The sequence below is a fragment of the Sphaerimonospora cavernae genome (assembly GCF_042435035.1).
Classification (GTDB): Bacteria; Actinomycetota; Actinomycetes; order Streptosporangiales; family Streptosporangiaceae; genus Sphaerimonospora; species Sphaerimonospora cavernae.
On sequence record NZ_JBHMQT010000003.1, the window covers coordinates 63,126 to 80,673 of the forward strand.

Here is a 17,548-nt window from a genome sequence, read left to right on the forward strand (position 1 = left end):
AACCGGCACTGCCATGCTTTATCAGGAGACGACGACCATCAAGAGGTTTTCCCCCGCCTCCCGGTGTACCAGGTGTTTACCTGGGAGTTACCCGATGGTGTTCACCTGGGGTGAGCGACCGCCGAGCCGATGGTGTGGACCCGCAGGGCGTTGGTGGATCCGTGCGTGCCGGGCGGGGAGCCGGCGACGATCACCACCTTGTCGCCCTTCTCGCAGCGGCCGAGCGACAGCAGCGACGCCTCGACCTGGCGGACCATGTCGTCGGTGTGGTGCACGAACGGGACCTCGAAGGTCTCCACGCCCCACGTCAGTGCGAGCTGGCCGCACACCTGCGGGTTGGAGGTGAACGCGAGCAGTGGGATCGGCGAGCGGTAGCGGGCCAGGCGACGGGCGGTCTCACCGGACATGGTGAACGCCACGAGGGCCTTGGCCTTGACGATCGCGCCGACCTCGGCGGCCGCGCGGGCGATCGCGCCGCCGGTGGTCTCCGGCAGGCGCTCCAGCGTGTGCTTGGCCTCCAGCGTCGTGCCCTCCGCGGCGATGGCGATGCGGTGCATGGTGGCGACCGAGTCGACCGGGTAGTTGCCGACCGACGTCTCACCCGACAGCATCACCGCGTCGGCGCCGTCCATGACGGCGTAGGCGACGTCGGAGGCCTCGGCGCGGGTCGGGCGCGGGGCGTTCATCATCGAGTCGAGCATCTGGGTGGCCACGATGACCGGGTGGGCCTTCTCACGGCACAGCTCGATGATCCGGCGCTGGACGATCGGGACCTGCTCCAGCGGAAGCTCCACGCCGAGGTCGCCGCGCGCGACCATGACGCCGTCGAAGGCGTCGACGATCTCCTCGAGGTGCTCGACGGCCTGCGGCTTCTCGATCTTGGCGAGGAGAGGCAGGCGGACGCCCTCCTCATCCATGATCTTCTGGACCAGCAGGGCGTCGTCCGGCGACCGGACGAACGACAGGGCGATCAGGTCGAACCCGGTTCGCAGCGCCCAGCGCAGGTCCGTCTCGTCCTTCTCGGTGAGCGCGGGCGCGCTGACGGCGACCCCGGGAAGGTTGAGGCCCTTGTTGTCGGAGATCATGCCACCGATGATCACGCGGGTGACCACGCGCGGCCCGTCCACGGCGGTCACCTCCAGGTTGAGGCGGCCGTCGTCGACGAGCACCGTGTCACCGGGCCTGACGTCGCCGGGCAGTCCCTCGTACGTCGTGGAGACGATGTCGCGGTCCCCCGGCACGCTCTCGGTCGTGATCGTGAAGACGTCGCCGAAGCCGAGCCGTACCGGACCGGAGGCGAAGCGGCCGACGCGGATCTTGGGGCCCTGCAGGTCGGCGAGGACTCCGACGGGGCGTCCCAGTTCCTCGGCAGCGGCCCTGACCCGGTCGAAAACCTCCTTGTGCAGCTCGTGGCTGCCGTGTGAGAGGTTGAAGCGGGCCACGTTCATGCCGGCGAGGATGAGTTCGCGCAGGCGTTCGGGAGATGAGGATGCGGGGCCCAGGGTACAGACGATCTTAGCTCGACGACTCACAAGCACTACCCTAATTGGTACAGACCACTTCATGTGACAGCAGGCACAGGCGTCGCCGAGTATTCACGGTCTTTCACCAGGGAGTTCACCCATCCGGCCCGATGGCGGCCCGGCGGCGGCCCAATGGCGGCCCGATGGCGGCGCGGCGTCATCACATCTTGCAATGACCACGCTACTCCTCCCCGCCCTCCTCTACCGGACTTTCCCCACTCCCACCACCCCCACCCCCCCGTGATCTTGCATTTGCTCGCACGAATCCTTTCCGACCAGCCGATATCACATTCGTGATCTTGCAGAAACTCGCTAGCATCCCACCTGACCTGCCAAAACCTCATCCGTGATCTTGCAGTCGAAGGCCCAGTGCAAGATCACGAAGCACATCGCCCCTGGCAGGACGGCCCTCCTGCGAGTTTCTGCAAGATCACCGCAGTGATTCGCGCAGCTCAGCCTGCCCCGCTGCGAGAATTCGCAAGATCACGCACGGGGGGACTGTCATTGGGTGATGGTGGCGGCGCGGGCGGCGTTGACCACGCCGTGGCCGAAGAACCCGTTCTTGGCGGTGTCGCCCTCGCAGACCTGCGTGTCGTCCGGACCGTACTTGTAGGTCCGGGGTGACGGGCATGCCTTCTGTACGGCCGAGGCGTACAGCAGCCTCTCGACCTGCGCCGGGTCCATTTGGAGCCCGCCCTTGCCCGGCTTGCCGAACCGGCCGATGATGATCGCGGCCACTCCGGTGGCGTGCGGGGCGGCCATCGAGGTGCCCTCCAGGTACTGGTAGTAGGCGCACTTGCCGCCCTGGCAGTCGCGGATCACGGACGCGTCCTTCGGCCGGCCGTCCTTGCCGATCGAGCCCTTGGCCCGCAACGCGCTTTCGGGGGCGGCGGCCAGGATCTCCCGTCGCGCGCCCTTGAGCTCGGTGTCGCCGTCGAACAGGTCGCCGCCGGGTGCGGCGATGTCGGCCTGCTCGACGCCGTAGTCGGAGAAGGCGGACTTGCGGCCGCTCGGCCCGACCGCCGTGACCGAGATGACGCCGTCGAGCTCTGCCGGGACATTGAGGCAGGTGTTGTCGACCTTGCGGTTGCGCTGCTTGTCCAGGGGGTAGTTGGGGCTGCCCGTGTCCGTCTGCGGCTTGCCGAGGTCGGTGCCGCTGTTGCCGATCGCGGTGATCAGCGTCACATTTCGCGAACGAGCGTAGGCGACCGCCCGGCGCATGCCCTCGATGATGCCCTTCTGGTCCAGGCGCTCAGCCGGCGAGTCCTGCGGATTGTTCGCGCAGTTGAACGCCCACGGGTCGACGTAGAAGCTCATGTTGACGACGTCGACGCCCACGTCCCCGGCGTACGCCAGGGCGTCCATGGTCGGCTTGAGGAAGAAGAAGCCCGAGTCGGTGCCCGCCCTCAGGTTGACCAGTGACACGTCGGGGGCGACCCCGCCGATGCCGATGCCGTTGAGCGGCGAGCCGATGGTGCTGGCGACGTGCGTGCCGTGTCCGTCGTCGTCCACGTCTGCCGGGTCCTTACAGCCCTGATGTTCGCACGGGCCGTCAAGCTTCTTGCCGTTCGGGTCGTTCGGCTCGTCGACGACGAAGTTGCGGCTGAGCTCGCGGTTGAAGTTCGGGGCGATGTCGGGGTGGTTGCCGTCGACGCCGGTGTCGATGATGCCCACCAGCACCTTGTGGCTGCCCTTGGCCTTGCCGTACGACCCGTCGGCGGTGGCGCCGATCATCTTCATGTCCCACTGGCGGCCCGCCAGCGGCTCCCCCGTGCCCGTCCGGCGTGCGGCGGAACGCGCGTGCGGCGCCGCCGCCGGAACGTCGGAGACCCTGCCTATGGGCCGGTCGAGTGAGACGCCGACGACCGCCGGTTCGGCTCCGATCCGCTCCGGTGAACCGGTGCGCACCACCAGATAGCCGAGCCGGTCGTCCTGGCCCTCGACGGTGCCTCCGGCGGCCGTCACGGCGCGGGTCGCGGCGTCCTTGCCGCCGCCCGCGTAGAACACCAGGTATCGGCGGGCCTGGGTGGCCGGGCCGGACTCCGACGCGCTGGACGTGCTTGATGGACCGGCGGAGGGCTGGGCCGCGCCCGCCATGCGATCCGCCTGGTCAGACGGAGCGCAGGCCGCCGCGCCGACGGCGCCCACCAGCGTCAACGAGACGGCCATCCCACCGAGGCGTCTGCGCGCGTTCACCGATTCCCCCCGTTTCGGCTCCGGCACCCTTCAGGCAGCCGGACCCCACCAACTGCCTGATCCTGAATATGTCCCATTTTCTAGGGCTAAACCAATGGACGGGCCGTTGGCGGGATCGGGGCGGACAGCACAGTCCCGCCGCTGAGCCGCCGATCCACGGCCGCGGCGGCCGACCGGCCCTCCGCGATCGCCCAGACGATCAACGACTGCCCCCGGCCCATGTCGCCCGCCACGAAGACGCCCTCGACGGCCGTCTCGTACAAGGCGTCCCTGGCCACGTTACCCCGCGCGTCGAAGAAATCTCTCCCGGATGACAGCGGCGCGTGCGCCGCCAGATCGGTGAGCAGCGGCCCTTTCTCCGGGCCCAGGAAGCCCAGGGCGAGCGTGACCAGCCCGGCCGGGATCTCCCGCTCGGTGCCGGGGATCGGCCGGAACCCGGCGGCCGGGCCCTCGACGTCGACCAGGCGCACCGCCCTGACGTCTCCTTCGGCGTCGCCGACGAACTCGGTGGTGGACACGGCGTAGACCCGCTCGCCACCGCCGGCTGCCAACTCCTCGTGCGCGCTCTCCATCTTGAACAGTATGGGGAAGGTCGGCCACGGCTGCCCGGCGGTACGGGACGCCGGAGGCATCGGCATGATCTCCAGCTGGGTGACCGAGGCGGCTCCCTGGCGGATCGCCGTGCCGACGCAGTCGGCCCCGGTGTCGCCGCCTCCGATCACCACGACGTGCTTGCCGCGCGCGGAGATCGGCGAGGCGTCCAGATCGCGGTTGGCCGGCGGGAGGTACTCCATCGCCTGGTGGATCCCCCCGAGCTCGCGCCCGGGCACCGGCAGGTCACGCCAGGCCGTGGCGCCGCCCGCGAGCACGACGGCGTCGTACTCCTCCCGGAGCCGCGCGGCGGTGACGTCCACTCCCACGTCGGCCGAGGTGCGGAACCGGGTGCCCTCGGCCGCCATCTGCGTGAGACGGCGGTCGAGGTGGCGCTTTTCCAGCTTGAACTCGGGGATGCCGTAGCGGAGCAGGCCGCCGGCGCGGTCGGCCCGCTCGAACACCACCACGTCGTGCCCGGCGCGGGTGAGCTGCTGGGCGGCGGCCAGACCGGCCGGGCCCGAGCCCACCACGGCCACCCGGCGGCCGGTCTTCACGGCCGGCGGCCGCGGGGTGACCCAGCCCTCGGCGAAGGCCCGGTCGATGATCTCGACCTCGACCCGCTTGATCGTGACCGGTTCGGAGTCGATGCCGAGGACGCACGCCGCCTCGCACGGAGCCGGGCACAGACGGCCGGTGAACTCCGGGAAGTTGTTGGTGGCGTGCAGCCGCTCGGCCGCCTCGCGCCAGTCGTCGCGGTAGACGAGATCGTTCCACTCGGGGATGAGGTTCCCCAGCGGGCAGCCGTGGTGGCAGAACGGGATGCCGCAGTCCATGCAGCGGGACGCCTGCGCGGTCAGCGCGGCCGCGGGAAAGTCCTCGTAGACCTCACGCCAGTCGCGGATGCGGACGTCGACCGGGCGGCGGGCCGGCAGCTCGCGCCCGTGTGTCAGGAAACCCTTCGGGTCGGCCATCGGTGTGTTCCCCCCTTATCCGTGTGCGGCGGCCATGACGGCCTGGTCGATGTCCCGGCCCTCGGCCTCGGCGGCGGCCCGCGCGAGCAGGACCCGTCTGTAGTCCGACGGCATCACCTTCGCGAACCTGCCGAGGGCGGCGTCCCAGTCGGCGAGCAGCATCTCGGCGACCGTCGAACCGGTCTCCGCGAAGTGCTTCTCGACGATCTGCCGCAGGAACTCGGCGTCGCTCTCGTCCGGCGTCTCCAGCTCGACCATCTCGCGGTTGACCCGCTCGGGCCGCAGGTCGAGGACGTACGCCATGCCGCCCGACATGCCGGCCGCGAAGTTGCGGCCGGTCGGGCCGAGGACGACGGCCCGGCCGCCGGTCATGTACTCGCAGCCGTGGTCGCCCACGCCCTCCACCACCGCGGTGGCGCCGGAGTTGCGCACGCAGAACCGCTCGCCCATCAGGCCGTGGACGAACACCTCGCCGGAGGTGGCGCCGTACAGGCCGACGTTCCCGGCGATGACCTGCGTCTCGGCGGCGAACGGCGCGCCGGGGTGCGGCCGGACGGTCAGGCGTCCGCCCGACAGGCCCTTGCCGAGGTAGTCGTTGGCGTCGCCGACGAGCCGCAGCGTGACGCCGCGGGGCACGAACGCGCCGAACGAGTTGCCCGCCGACCCGGTGAACGTCACGTCGATCGTGTCGTCGGGCAGCCCGGCGCCGCCGTACCGCCTGGTCACCTCGTGGCCGAGCATGGTGCCGACCGTGCGGTTGACGTTGCGGACGGGCAGCTCCAGCCTGACCCGATCGCCGCCGGCCAAAGCGCCCTCTGCGAGCTGGATCAGTGTGTTGTCCAGCGCCTTGTCCAGGCCGTGGTCCTGCTCGGCGACCCGGCACAGCGGGGTGCCTTCCGCGAGCTCGGGCCGGTGCAGGATCGGCGACAGGTCCAGGCCCGCCGCCTTCCAGTGGTCGACGGCCGCCGCGGTGTCGATCAGGTCGGCTCGGCCGATGATCTCCTCCAGCGACCGGTGGCCGAGCCGGGCGAGGTATTCGCGCACCTCCTGCGCGATGAACTCGAAGAAGTTCACCACGAACTCGGGCTTTCCGCTGAACCGCTCGCGCAGCTCGGGGTTCTGCGTGGCGACCCCGACCGGGCAGGTGTCGAGGTGGCAGACCCGCATCATCACGCAGCCGGAGACGACCAGCGGCGCGGTGGCGAAGCCGTACTCCTCGGCGCCGAGCAGCGCCGCGATGATCACGTCGCGGCCGGTCTTGAGCTGGCCGTCGGCCTGCACCACAATGCGGTCGCGCAGGCCGCCCAGCAGCAGGGTCTGCTGGGTCTCGGCCAGGCCGAGCTCCCAGGGGGCGCCCGCGTGCTTGATCGAGGTCAACGGTGAGGCGCCGGTGCCGCCGTCGTGGCCGGAGATCAGCACGACGTCGGCGTGCGCCTTGCTGACCCCGGCGGCGACGGTCCCGACCCCGACCTCGGCGACCAGTTTCACGTGGACGCGGGCGCGCGGGTTGGCGTTCTTGAGATCGTGGATCAGCTGGGCCAGGTCCTCGATCGAGTAGATGTCATGGTGCGGCGGCGGCGAGATGAGGCCGACGCCGGGTGTGGAGTGCCGCGTCCTGGCGATCCACGGGTACACCTTGTGGCCGGGCAACTGGCCGCCCTCGCCGGGCTTGGCCCCCTGCGCCATCTTGATCTGCAGGTCGTCGGCGTTCACCAGATATTCGCTGGTCACGCCGAACCGACCGGAGGCCACCTGCTTGATCGCCGACCTGCGCTCGGGGTCGTACAGCCGCTCGGGCTCCTCACCGCCCTCGCCGGTGTTCGACCTGGCGCCGAGCCGGTTCATGGCGACGGCCAGGGTCTCGTGCGCCTCCCGTGAGATCGAGCCGTACGACATGGCGCCGGTGGAGAACCGCTTCACGATCGACTCGACCGGCTCGACCTCCTCGATCGGCACGGGTTCGCCGGCCGGGCGCAGCCTGAACAGGCCGCGCAACGTCATCAGCCGCTCGGACCGCCCGTCGATGAGCGAGGTGTACTCCTTGAAGATCTCGTACTGCCTGGTCCGGGTGGAGTGCTGCAGCTTGAAGACCGTCTCGGGGTTGAACAGGTGCGGCTCGCCCTCGCGCCGCCACTGGTACTCGCCGCCGACCTCCAGCCGCCGGCGCGCGTTCGCCGCGTTCGCCGTGCGCGGGTAGGCCCGGGCGTGCCGCTCCAGCGCCTCCCGCGCGAGGACGTCGAAGCCGACGCCGCCGAGCCGGGAGGCGGTGCCGGTGAAGCACTCGCCGATCACCTCGGCGCCCAGGCCGAGCGCCTCGAAGAGCTGCGCCCCGGTGTAGGAGGCGACCGTGGACACCCCCATCTTGGACATGATCTTCAACACGCCCTTGCCGTACGCCTTCATCAGGTTGCGGACGGCCCGGCGCGGGTCCAGGCCGAGCGCGCCGGCGGCGATCATGTCCTCGACGGTCTCGATGGCGAGATAGGGGTTGACCGCGCTCGCGCCGTACCCGATGAGCAGGGCCATGTGGTGGCACTCGCGCGCCTCACCGGTCTCGACGACCAGGCCGACCCGGGTACGCGTCTTCTCCCGGACGAGGTGGTGGTGCACCGCCCCGGTGAGCAGCAGCGACGGGATCGGCGCCCGCTCACGGGAGGACCCGCGGTCGGACAGCACGATGATCCGCGCGCCGCCCGCGATCGCCCGGGAGACCTCGGCGCGGATCTCCGCCAGCCTGTCGGCCAGGGCCTGCCCGGCATCGAACAGGCCGGACACGGTGTACGGCCGGAAGCCGGGCAGCGAGCCCTCGTCGTTGATGTGAACGATCTTCGCGAGCTCGTCGTTGTCGATCACCGGATACGGGAGCACCAGGCGGCGGCAGGAGGCCGGGCCGGGCTCCAGCAGGTTGCCCTCGGGACCCATGGTGGACTGCAGCGAGGTGACGAGCTCCTCGCGGATCGCGTCCAGCGGCGGGTTGGTGACCTGCGCGAAGAGCTGGCTGAAGTAGTCGAACAGCAGTCTGGGCCGCTCGCTGAGCACGGCTACGGGGGTGTCGGCGCCCATCGAGCCGATCGGCTCGGCGCCGGTCCTCGCCATCGGGGACAGCAGGACCCGCAGCTCCTCCTCCGTGTAGCCGAAGGTCTGCTGCCGCTCGACCAGTGCCTCACGAGCGGGGTTCGCGTGCTCGCGCTCGGGCAGCTCCTCGAAGCGGACCAGGCCGGCGTGCAGCCAGTCGCCGTACGGCTCGGCCGTCGCGAGCTCGGCCTTGATCTCGTCGTCCTCGACGATCCGGCCGCGTGCGGTGTCGACGAGGAACATCCGGCCCGGCTGGAGGCGCCCCTTGCGGACCACCGTCTCCGGGGGGATGTCCGGGAGCACACCGGCCTCGGAGGCGAGCACGACCAGGCCGTCCTCGGTCACCCAGAACCGGCCGGGCCGCAGGCCGTTGCGGTCGAGCACCGCGCCGGCCAGCGTGCCGTCGGAGAAGGTGATCGACACCGGGCCGTCCCAGGGCTCCATGAGGGCGGCGTGGAACTCGTAGAACGCCCGCCGCGCGGAGTCGATCTCGGTGTGGTTCTCCCACGCCTCGGGGATCATCATCAGCACGGCGTGCGGCAGCGACCTGCCACCCAGGTGGAGCAGCTCCAGCACCGCGTCGAACGACGCGGTGTCTGAGCCGTCGGGGTCGCAGATCGGGAACAGCCGCCGCAGATCGCCGGGGATGAGGCCGGTGGCGAGCATGGCCTCCCTGGCGCGCATCCGGTTGCGGTTGCCCCTGACGGTGTTGATCTCGCCGTTGTGCGCGACGTACCGGTAGGGATGGGCGAGCGGCCATGACGGGAAGGTGTTGGTGGAGAAGCGCGAGTGCACGAGGGCGATCGCGCTGACGTACCGCGGGTCGGACAGGTCGGGGAAGAACCGCTCGACCTGAGGAGAGGTCAGCATCCCCTTGTAGACGACGGTCCGGCTCGACAGCGAGGCGAAGTAGACGCCGGCCTCGTGCTCGGCCCGCTTGCGGAAGGGGTAGACGGCACGGTCCAGATCGCGGCCGGTCTCGCCGCCCGGCGAGGTGACGAACAACTGGCGGAAGAACGGCATGACCGCGCGGGCCCCGGCGCCGGGGAGCGCGGCGTCGACCGGGAGGTCGCGCCAGCCGAGGACGGTGACGCCCTCTTCGGCCGCGATCTCCTCGATCAGTCGGACCGCCGCCTCGCGTGCCGGCTCGTCCGCCGGCAGGAACGCCGTGCCGGCGGCGTAGGCGCCTTCGGGCGGCAGTTCGCCGTGCCACCCCAGATCGGCGAGGACCTCGCGGAAGAACGCGTCGGGGATCTGGGTGAGGATGCCCGCACCGTCGCCGGTGTCGGGCTCACTGCCGCTGGCTCCGCGGTGGTCGAGGTTGCGCAGTGCGGTCAGTGCCTTGGCGACGATGTCGTGGCTGCGGCGGCCGGCCACGTCGGCCACCATGGCGACGCCACAGGCGTCATGCTCGTTGGCCGGGTCGTAGAGCCCCTGCGGCTTCGGGAAGCCGAGGCGTGCGGCAGGCATGTTGTCACTCCCGTCGTCTGCTTCTGCTGGAACAGAGGGACGACGTTGGCCCTGCTGCGGTGGTGAAAGTGCGTGGAGGCTACCGCACGGTTTTCCGGCGGCCACCTCAAGGGTCGGTGACTTGAAGATTCCTTTCAGTCCGGCTCGCGAAACTTCGACTCGCGGCGTCCCGGATACAGTTGCCGTATGGCGGGATTCGAGGCGCTGGACGACCTGATGACAAAGGCGGGTGTGGACAGCCGCCGCCTCCGCGGGGCGGTCGCGCTTCTGGCCGGCGGACGCTGGTGGACCCTGGCCGACCTGGTCAGGGAGACCGCGACGTCGCGGCGTACGGTCGAGGCGCTGCTGCGTGCGCTCCCCCTTGAGCACAGCGGCGACCGTTTCCGCATCAATCCGGCGAATTGGCTTAAAGAACATCATACAGTCATATCTAGCGACATTTCAGACTATTGGCCTATAGAGATCCTAAGAGAACGATATGGCGACATCCTGGAACGCCTGGAAACGTTGATCGCCAAGGCCCCCCGGGGACGGCACGTGCTCGACCACGTCCCCGCGACCGCCGAGACCGTGCTGCGCCGCGCGCTCCTGCTCGGCGAGCGGTTCTGGCTGCCCGGGGCCCGCGTGCTCTGCGTCGGCGACCACGACCTGACCTCTCTGGCCGTACGGATGCTCCACCCCGAGGTGGAGGTCGCGGTGGCCGACATCGACGACCGGATCCTCGGCTACCTCGACGAGCAGGCTCTCGGCGTCCGCACCCGGTGGGCCGACCTGCGACTCGGCCTGCCGCCGTCACTGCGCGGCTGGGCCGACCTGGCGATCACCGACCCGCCGTACACGCCCGAGGGCATCGGGCTGTTCACCGCGCGAGCCGCCGAGGGGCTGCGCGATCGCGAGCAGGGCAGGATCCTGGTGGCGTACGGCGCGTCCGAGCGGACGCCCATGCTCGCACTCAAAGTGCAGAAAGCATTGCTTGCCCTAAATTTACTAAACGAGGCCATATTTCCGGATTTCAACCGGTATTACGGGGCGGAGGCCATCGGCAGCGCCGCGGATCTCTACGTCCTGCGGCCCACCACCAAGACCTGGCCCGCCGTCGCCGCGCTGACCGACCGGGCCGCGGATCACACAGCCACCGCGATCTACACTCAGGGGCCGCAGGCCGTCGAGTCGGCGCCGGGACAACTGGACGACGCGGAGCGAGCCGCCGCGGCACTGGACGGGTTCGAGCCGGGCCTGCTCGCCGGGGCCTGGCCGCGCGACCTCGCGATGCCCCGGACGAGGCTCGCCACGCTGCTGGCCAAGCCGTACACCGCCGATCCCGAGCGGGTGGCGATCGCCGTACCGGCCGGGCTGGAGGCGGCGCTGCCCCGCCTGCTGCTCGCGACCAGGGCACGGTGTGCGCGGGTGCTGCTCGCCCACGCGCCGGACGACCTGCCCGCACTCGCCGCGCTGCTCGCCCCCGTCTACGTCCTCACCACCCGACGCCTCAGCGGCGACGCGCACGTGCTCGACGCCGTACGGCTCGCGCCTGCGGCGGGCGGCGCCGACGCGGTCGTCCGGCGGATCATGGACAGCGCGCACGGCAAGATCGCCAACGTGTGGCGGGAGGCGCTGACGGGTGCCGCCTCGCTCACCAAGAGGCAGGCCAGGACCGTGATCGAGGAGGCCGCCCCCTGGGCCGCCGACCTCACCCTCCTGGAGGTGCCCCTGCACCGCGTCGCCACCCTCCCCGCCGCCGTCGCCCGCACGCTGGGGGCCGCCACTCAGCTGGGGTAGGCAGGCTCAAGCGAGGCCGGAAGGCGGCCCGCCGGAGGCGGGGAGACGGGCGGCGATGCCGTCCAGGAGGCGGTCGAGGCCGTAGGCGAAGCGGTCCTCGGAGTCGACGAGGTCCTGGCCCCCCTCACTGATCATGCGCGTGAACAGCGGGTAGTCACCACCGGCGATCACCGACTGGATGAACGGAAGCTGCCCGGCCATCCACTCCGCCAGCGTGAGACCGCTACGGCGCAGCGCCTCCGCCTGGGCGAGCTCGGCCTGCACGAAGCCGCTGACATAGGCGGCGACCGCCCCGATGACGGTCATCATCCCGTCGATGCTCAGGCCGAGGCCGTCGACCATCCGCAGCGCCTTCTCCATTGACGCGATGCCATTGGGACCGGAGTTGTGTCTGGCCACGCTCAGCGGCGCCGTCCACGGATGGCGCAGCATGGCGGCACGGGTGTGTACGGCCAGGCCACGCAGGTCGGTCCGCCAGCCGCCGGTCAGGGACTCCTCCGACGGGACGTACTCGACGGCGACTGCGTCCACCATCAGGTCGATGAGATCGTCCTTGCCGGAGATGTATCGGTAGAGCGACATCGTGCCCGAACCGATCTCGGCGGCGATGCGGCGCATGCTGATCGCCTCCAGGCCCTCGGCGTCGGCGACCCGGATCGCGACCTCCGTCATCTGCGCCCGGCTGAAACCGGGCCGCGGCCCCCGGCTCGCCCGCTCGGGCCGCATCCACACGTTCTGCCGGGCCTGCCTGCCGTCCTCTTCCGCACCCACCTCACCAATAGTGCCGTCCCCGCATTGCGTACGCCGTACCTAGTTAGTTAGATTTAATCGAGTACGGCGTACTCAATTTATGTTCATGGAGGTCGTGCGAGCATGCATGATGGTGAATTCCGGGCACCTGGGGTCGAACTGTTCGACTTCCCGCCCCTGTGGGACGGCGCGCCCTTCTGGCTGACGAAGCCGGTGGCGATCACCCTGCTAGGCGTCGTGGTGGTCTGCTCGCTTGCCTGGGCCGCCTTCGCCCGTCCCCGGCTGGTCCCGCGCGGACTGCAGAACCTGGGCGAGTACGGCTACGAGTTCGTGCGCGACCAGATCGCCCGGCCGTTCCTGGGCGGGGACACCGACCGGTGGATGCCGTTGCTGCTCAGCCTGTTCACTGTCAACCTGGTGTGGAACTTCATGGGGGTCTTTCCCCTGATCCAGTTCCCCGTCAACTCGCACATCGCCTATCCGATCGTGTCGGCGTTCCTCGTCTACGCGCTGAAGATCTACCTCGGCTTCCGTCATCAGGGCCTGGCCGGCTACTTCAGGAACATGGCGTTCCCCCCGGGCCTCCCCAGGCCCCTGGCCCTCGTGCTGTACGCGCCACTCGAGATCGTCTACGTCTTCGTCACGGCGCCCTTCACCCACGCCGTACGGCTCTTCGCGAACATGTTCGCCGGCCACCTCCTGCTGGCCTTCTTCAGCGCGGTGGGGTTCTGGTTCCTCGTCACCCACCCCACCGCTCTCGGAGCCCCGCTCGGCATCGCCGGGGTGATCACAGCGGTCGTGATGACCGGGCTGGAGATGTTCATCCAGTTTCTCCAGGCGTTTCTGTTCACCATGCTCGCCGCCATGTACATCGGCGACTCACTGCGCCCGGCGCACTGACGCGGCCGGGAACGGCGAACCGCTCCACTCCTGCAAGATCACGCATGGCTGAGCCGCAGGCAGAACCCACCCTCTGCGAGTTTCTGCAAGATCACGGAAGGCGTCGGGGCAGGTCAGCCGGATACGCTGCGAGAAATCGCAAGATCACGGGGGCTATTGGGGGGGCGGGTCGGTGGGGGCGGGCTCGGACGGCTGGGCGGTGTCGTGCGCCGATCCCGGGTCCGGCGCCTCCGAGGGCAGCCCGGCGACGGCGACGATCCGTCGATAGAGCGCCTTCTCCACGCCCCGTACGGCCAGGCCGAGCGCGACGAAGTCGTCTCGTTCCCCCGGCTCGGCTCCGTCGGCTCTGGCGACCCACACCAGACCCGCGTAGTGCCCCATCGCGTGGCCGCTCGCCTCGCTGTGTCCCTGGAAGGCCTGTCGGCCCTGCTCCAGCGGCAGCGTCCAGCCGCCCAGATGCATCGACTTCAGTTCGTCGACCACTCCGTTGGCCGCACGGACGTCGGCCAGATCGAGCAGTGTGTACTGGGCCACGTAGGCGCCGTCAGCGCTCCGATAGAGACCGCGGACGGCCTGCCTGCACTCGGACGTGGCCAGCAGATCGGTCAGGCCGCCCCCCCAGACCGTGCCCGAGCAGCCGGGGTCCGCCTGGCTCGCCACCCTCTTCAGGGTGACCTTGCCGGCCGTGAGCGTACGCGCGCCGAAGACCTCTTTTGTGGTGAGCGGCGCGGTGTCGGCCCGCCGGTCCGCGATCGGCCGGAACTCCTTGGGAGACGGCCATGCCTGGTAGCTCTCCGGCCGCCCCTCGCCCAGGAGGCTTCCCGCTCCCCGGGCCGGCATCCTCTCACCGCCGGCCACTTTGTCGATCATCAGGGTGAGCAGCAGCGCCGCGAGCAGCACGCCCACGACGGAACCACCCCAGAGCACCATCCGCTGCTGTCCGGCGGTGAGCCCCAGCTCCGCGAGGAGGCCCCACCGCTCCGCCGGCGCGGACGACCGGCGCTTACGCTTCGTCATAGGGCGGCGGCCCCGATGAGCGTACCGAGCCCCCAGGTGAGGGCTGCCGCGACGCCGCCGACGACGAGCTGGCGCAGTCCGCTGAACCACCAGCTCCGCGCGGTCACGCGGGAGACCAGCACCCCGGCGCCGAACAGCGCCGCCATCGAGACGACGGCCGGGATCCACAGGCCGTGGACACCCAGCAGGTACGGCAGGAGCGGGATCAGCGCGCCCCCGGCGAACGCGAGGAACGAGGAGACGGCGGCGAGGACCGGTGAGGGCAGATCGTGCGGGTCGATGCCCAGCTCGGCCCGGGCGTGCACCGCCAGCGCCTGCTCCGGGTCACGGGAGATCTGCCTGGCGACCTCCCTGGCCGTCTCCGGGTCCACGCCGCGCGCCTGGTAGTGCAGCGCGAGCTCGTCCTCCTCGGCCTCGGGATGCCGCTCCAGCTCCCGGCGTTCGACGTCCAGCTCGGCCAGAGCCAGCTCCCGCTGGCTGGCCACCGACACGTATTCGCCGCCGGCCATGGAAAACGCCCCCGCGGCCAGTCCGGCCACACCGGCCAACGCGATGATCTTGGCGTCGGCGGTGCCGCCGGCCACACCCGCGATGAGGGCGAAGTTGGAGACCAGGCCGTCCATCGCACCGAAGACCGCGGGACGTAACCAGCCTCCGGTCACGTCACGGTGCTGGTGGTGCACCTCGGCCCGCGCCCCCACGCCGGCTTCGGTCATCATCGCTTACCGGCCTCGCCATCCGCAGTCGTGGACACCCGGCCGCCCGCGCCGTCCCCCGGCTCCGGGCTGTCCGGTTGGGCATCGCTTCCCGCCGTGCCGGCGGCGTTCTGGTCACCGGAGTCTCCGACCTCAGCGGAGGGGTCGACAGGAATGTCGGCGGGGGGGTCTACGGCCGACCCGTCCGCCGGCCCATCGGCGGTCTCGGTCACCCCCAGAGGCTCCTCGCCACTCCGGTGCCGGGCCAGCCAGAAGTACGCGATGGCCGCGACGAAGATGACCACCGAGGTCCACTGGTTCAGCCGCAGGCCGAGGATCTCGTGCGCGGGGTCCACCCGCAGTCCCTCGATCCAGAACCTGCCCAGCGTGTAGCCGGCGACGTACAGCGCGAACAGGCGGCCATACCGCAGGGCGAACCGCCGGCCCACCAGCACCAGCACACCCGCGAGCGCGAGGTCCCACAGCAACTCGTAGAGGAACGCGGGGTGATAGGTGGCCACGCCGGGCACCGTTCCGGGACGGCCCGGATCGATCTCCAACCCCCACGGCAGGTCGGTCGGTCCGCCGAACAGTTCCTGGTTGAAGTAGTTGCCCAACCGGCCGATGCCCTGGGCGACGGCGATGCCGGGGGCCGCGGCGTCGGCGACGGCGGAGAACGAGATGCCGCGGCGGCGGCAGGCGATCCACACACCGAGTCCGCCGAGGGCGATCGCGCCCCAGACGCCGAGGCCGCCCTCCCAGATGAACAGGGCGTCGATCGGCCGCTTGGGCGCTTCGGATCCGAAGTAGATCTGCCAGTCGGTGATGACGTGGTAGAGACGTCCGCCGACGAGACCGAACGGCACCGCCCACACGGCGAGGTCGGTGATGGCGCCGGGCGCGCCACCGCGGGCGCGCCACCGGCGTTCTCCAATCCAGACGGCGACGATGACGCCGAGCACGATGCACAGCGCGTAGGCCCGGATCGGTATGGGTCCGAGATTCCATACCCCCTGCGAAGGGCTGGGAATCGAGGCGAGGAGGGGCATGTCAGGTGACGTTACCGTAAGAGGCAGCGGCTTCGTGGCGTACCGCGGCACTCATGCGGATCAGCCCTTGGCCGCGTTGACGACGGCGTCCCGCAGGGCGCTCGGCACGAACGAGGTGTTGGAGTCCAGCGGCTTGCCGTTGACCATCACGGTGGGCGTTCCCTGGATCTTCTTCGCACCCAGGATCTTGTTGCTGAACTCCTGGTGCGCGGCGACGTTCCGCTGCTCCCGCACACAGCTCTCGAACCCGGAGTCGGTGACGCCGACCTCCTTGCCCCACTTCACGAGCTGATCAAGGGTGAAACCGGTCGCGGTCTCGGACGGCTGGTTCTTGTAGAGCTTCTCATGGAAGGCCAGCCACTTGTCGCCGTCGACGACGCACCGGGCGGCCGAGGACGCGCGCAGTGAGTTGGACTTGGCCGGCTCCTGACCGAAGATCGTGATCATGTGATAGACGACCTTGGCCTTGCCCTCCGTCGCGAGGTTCTTCAGCGTCGGGCCACTGGTCTCCTCCATCTGCCGGCAGGCCGGGCACTGGAAGTCCTCGTAGACGTCGACCACCGGACTCGTGACCCCGGGCTTGGCCATCACGACCGTGCCGTCCGACTGCACGCCGATCGGTGACAGGTTCCCGGCGACCTCCTCCGACTTGCTCTGCGCGATGGACCACCAACCGATTCCGACGGCGACCACGGCGACCACGCCCACCGTCACGACCATGGTGAGCCGCCTGCGCCGCTCCTGCTTGCGGTAGGCCTCACGCTGTGCCGCGATGCGCGCCCTGGCCGCCTCGCTCGTCCGCTTGCTCACGAAATCTCTCCCTGCCTGCCGTGCTCACTGCTGGAATCGTCCGCGTCGGCGGAACCGTCGTCCGCGTCGTCGTCCGGCGCCGGCGAGCCCGTCAGGCCGAGCGCGGAGTCCAACGCGAGCCGGCCCGGAGGCTTCGCCACGATCCAGGCGGCGCATGCCAGTAGCCCGAAGTCCCGCAGAAGATCCCAGAAGTAGTTCGGGTCCTGCCCGTCGGCGAGCTGCCCGCCGCCGCCGAAGCAGCCGCAGTCGATCCGCAGTCCGCGCGCCCAGGCCGAGGCGATGCCGACGACGAACGCGGCCATCACCAGTCCGGAGATCACCCCGACCACCCGGGTGAGCAGTCCGAGGACCAGCAGCGCCCCGATGACGATCTCGACCGCCGGCAGCCCGTGGCCCACGATCTGGACGAGGCTCTCGGGCAGCAGCTCATAGGCACGGACCGCCTGCACCGATGTGGCGGGCGCACCGACCTTGAGCGCCCCGGCGACGATCAGCACGACGCCCAGCACCAGCCGGGCCGCGGTCGTCACCCACTGCAGCGGTCCCTGTGCGGACGGCAACCGATCAGACGCGTGTGCGTCGGACGCCAACTGAACCATGGTCTCCTCGCCCCGTTAGGCAAACACCCACTGAACAGTACCGGGGCCCAGCTCACCATGTGCCGGATAAGCACGTGGTAAGCGGGGGCTTTACCTGGAGGCGAAAGTCGTACCCGATCT

12 protein-coding genes are annotated in these 17,548 nt (G+C 70.2%); 2 read left to right on the forward strand and 10 right to left on the reverse strand.

Annotated features, from left to right (window positions below; all coding sequences use genetic code 11):
* Positions 1 to 101: 101 nt before the first annotated feature.
* From pyk to gltB, 4 genes are all read right to left on the reverse strand, one after another.
* Entirely contained in the window at positions 102 to 1,532 is a 1,431-nt protein-coding gene (gene pyk, locus ACFHYQ_RS00770) for a pyruvate kinase (protein ID WP_204010560.1), read from the reverse strand.
* Between the two features lie 492 nt (positions 1,533 to 2,024).
* Positions 2,025 to 3,719: a S8 family serine peptidase gene (locus ACFHYQ_RS00775; RefSeq protein ID WP_394299087.1), complete on the reverse strand. Its 1,695-nt coding sequence runs from the start codon at positions 3,717 to 3,719 to the stop codon at positions 2,025 to 2,027.
* A gap of 86 nt (positions 3,720 to 3,805) precedes the next feature.
* A complete protein-coding gene (locus tag ACFHYQ_RS00780) occupies positions 3,806 to 5,284 on the reverse strand; it encodes a glutamate synthase subunit beta (RefSeq protein ID WP_394299088.1) in 1,479 nt (492 codons plus the stop codon).
* 15 nt (positions 5,285 to 5,299) lie between these two features.
* Positions 5,300 to 9,829 (reverse strand): glutamate synthase large subunit, encoded by a 4,530-nt coding sequence (gene gltB / locus ACFHYQ_RS00785; protein ID WP_394299089.1) that lies wholly within the window; start codon positions 9,827 to 9,829, stop codon positions 5,300 to 5,302.
* A gap of 186 nt (positions 9,830 to 10,015) precedes the next feature.
* Here gltB and ACFHYQ_RS00790 point away from each other — a divergent pair, with 186 nt between their 5' ends.
* Complete coding sequence (locus ACFHYQ_RS00790; protein ID WP_394299090.1) at positions 10,016 to 11,608, forward strand: bis-aminopropyl spermidine synthase family protein; 1,593 nt, start codon at positions 10,016 to 10,018, stop codon at positions 11,606 to 11,608.
* 6 nt (positions 11,609 to 11,614) lie between these two features.
* On the opposite strand, the gene ACFHYQ_RS00795 is transcribed toward ACFHYQ_RS00790, so the two are convergent.
* A complete protein-coding gene (locus tag ACFHYQ_RS00795; protein WP_394299091.1) occupies positions 11,615 to 12,379 on the reverse strand; it encodes a TetR/AcrR family transcriptional regulator in 765 nt (254 codons plus the stop codon).
* Positions 12,380 to 12,481: 102 nt separating this feature from the next.
* On the opposite strand from ACFHYQ_RS00795, the gene atpB reads away from it, so the two are divergent.
* Positions 12,482 to 13,258 carry a F0F1 ATP synthase subunit A gene (gene atpB / locus ACFHYQ_RS00800; protein WP_394299092.1) on the forward strand — a complete coding sequence of 259 codons (777 nt, stop codon included), beginning with the start codon at positions 12,482 to 12,484 and terminating at the stop codon, positions 13,256 to 13,258.
* A 153-nt stretch (positions 13,259 to 13,411) separates the two neighbouring features.
* Here the strand turns inward: atpB and ACFHYQ_RS00805 are convergent, their stop codons facing one another.
* Genes ACFHYQ_RS00805 through ACFHYQ_RS00825 form a run of 5 tightly spaced genes read right to left on the reverse strand, consistent with a single transcriptional unit; the run spans position 13,412 to position 17,428 of the window.
* On the reverse strand, positions 13,412 to 14,275 hold the full coding sequence (locus tag ACFHYQ_RS00805) for a hypothetical protein (protein WP_394299093.1): 864 nt from the start codon (positions 14,273 to 14,275) through the stop codon (positions 13,412 to 13,414).
* Entirely contained in the window at positions 14,272 to 14,994 is a 723-nt protein-coding gene (locus tag ACFHYQ_RS00810) for a VIT1/CCC1 transporter family protein (RefSeq protein ID WP_394299094.1), read from the reverse strand. The genes ACFHYQ_RS00805 and ACFHYQ_RS00810 overlap by 4 nt, the downstream gene beginning before the upstream one ends.
* Positions 14,991 to 16,019 (reverse strand): prolipoprotein diacylglyceryl transferase, encoded by a 1,029-nt coding sequence (lgt, locus tag ACFHYQ_RS00815; protein ID WP_394299095.1) that lies wholly within the window; start codon positions 16,017 to 16,019, stop codon positions 14,991 to 14,993. Before lgt ends, ACFHYQ_RS00810 begins: the two co-directional genes overlap by 4 nt.
* A 60-nt stretch (positions 16,020 to 16,079) precedes the next feature.
* Positions 16,080 to 16,829: a DsbA family protein gene (locus tag ACFHYQ_RS00820; RefSeq protein WP_394299096.1), complete on the reverse strand. Its 750-nt coding sequence runs from the start codon at positions 16,827 to 16,829 to the stop codon at positions 16,080 to 16,082.
* Positions 16,826 to 17,428 carry a DoxX family protein gene (locus ACFHYQ_RS00825; RefSeq protein ID WP_394299097.1) on the reverse strand — a complete coding sequence of 201 codons (603 nt, stop codon included), beginning with the start codon at positions 17,426 to 17,428 and terminating at the stop codon, positions 16,826 to 16,828. Before ACFHYQ_RS00825 ends, ACFHYQ_RS00820 begins: the two co-directional genes overlap by 4 nt.
* Positions 17,429 to 17,548 lie beyond the last annotated feature (120 nt).

What these genes read in the sequence shown, in the direction of transcription:
- ACFHYQ_RS00780 (WP_394299088.1), bottom strand. Translation starts at nt 5,284, where the DNA reads ATGGCCGACCCGAAGGGTTTCCTGACACACGGGCGCGAGCTGCCGGCC.
- gltB (WP_394299089.1), bottom strand. Translation starts at nt 9,829, where the DNA reads ATGCCTGCCGCACGCCTCGGCTTCCCGAAGCCGCAGGGGCTCTACGAC.
- ACFHYQ_RS00790 (WP_394299090.1), top strand. Translation starts at nt 10,016, where the DNA reads ATGGCGGGATTCGAGGCGCTGGACGACCTGATGACAAAGGCGGGTGTG.
- atpB (WP_394299092.1), top strand. Translation starts at nt 12,482, where the DNA reads ATGCATGATGGTGAATTCCGGGCACCTGGGGTCGAACTGTTCGACTTC.
- ACFHYQ_RS00805 (WP_394299093.1), bottom strand. Translation starts at nt 14,275, where the DNA reads ATGACGAAGCGTAAGCGCCGGTCGTCCGCGCCGGCGGAGCGGTGGGGC.
- ACFHYQ_RS00810 (WP_394299094.1), bottom strand. Translation starts at nt 14,994, where the DNA reads ATGATGACCGAAGCCGGCGTGGGGGCGCGGGCCGAGGTGCACCACCAG.
- lgt (WP_394299095.1), bottom strand. Translation starts at nt 16,019, where the DNA reads ATGCCCCTCCTCGCCTCGATTCCCAGCCCTTCGCAGGGGGTATGGAAT.
- ACFHYQ_RS00825 (WP_394299097.1), bottom strand. Translation starts at nt 17,428, where the DNA reads ATGGTTCAGTTGGCGTCCGACGCACACGCGTCTGATCGGTTGCCGTCC.